The 612-nt window shown below is 30.9% G+C and carries 1 protein-coding gene; it reads right to left on the bottom strand.

Annotated elements, in window-relative coordinates; genetic code table 11:
* Positions 1–410, bottom strand: a 410-nt coding sequence (locus AC6CH4_RS25940) for a DUF1569 domain-containing protein (RefSeq protein ID WP_498108227.1), incomplete at its 3' end; no start/stop codon positions are given.
* Positions 411–612 lie beyond the last annotated feature (202 nt).

Below are 612 nucleotides of genomic sequence, written 5' to 3' on the forward strand. Positions count from 1 at the left end.
AATTTACCAAACGAATGAGATTCTTTACCTTCAAATTCTTCGTGACCTAAAGCCTTAGTTTTATTGATATTAGAAATCAATCTCTCTTTTTCGATATCAAAATCTCGGCTATCCTTAATAATAAACTGTGGTGCAGTCTGATTATTTCGAGGATAAGGAGTATCATTGACCACTTTATTTTTAACTAATAGTTTTAAAATAAATTTTATAAAAAAGCTAGGTTTCGGATGAATATCTTCATAAACCATTTCGTATGCAACATTGCAGTGAGCAAGCATTTGAGCAACAGTCATCTTGCCCCAAAGTGCTTGTGATTCCGATGTTAGATGGTTGATTCGACTAACAAATTCATTACAATCCTCTGTACGAAAAATATTTTTTATTTTTGTATTTATTGAAATTTTGAACAACAATAACAGTACGACAAATATATAAAAATTAAGATATCAATGATCAGAAGAAGCTGTTATGCAAAGTGATAATTTGTGTATTCCCCCCGAGTCGGGTTGTGTGCGGTTCAGAATAAACCAGAAGTATTATTTTCAAAAGAAATTCCAACTCTTATATCTCAAATTCTAATTCAGGTCTAAAAGTTTCGCTTTTTATAGTTTC

This window comes from Flavobacterium sp. GQ95 (assembly GCF_059758655.1).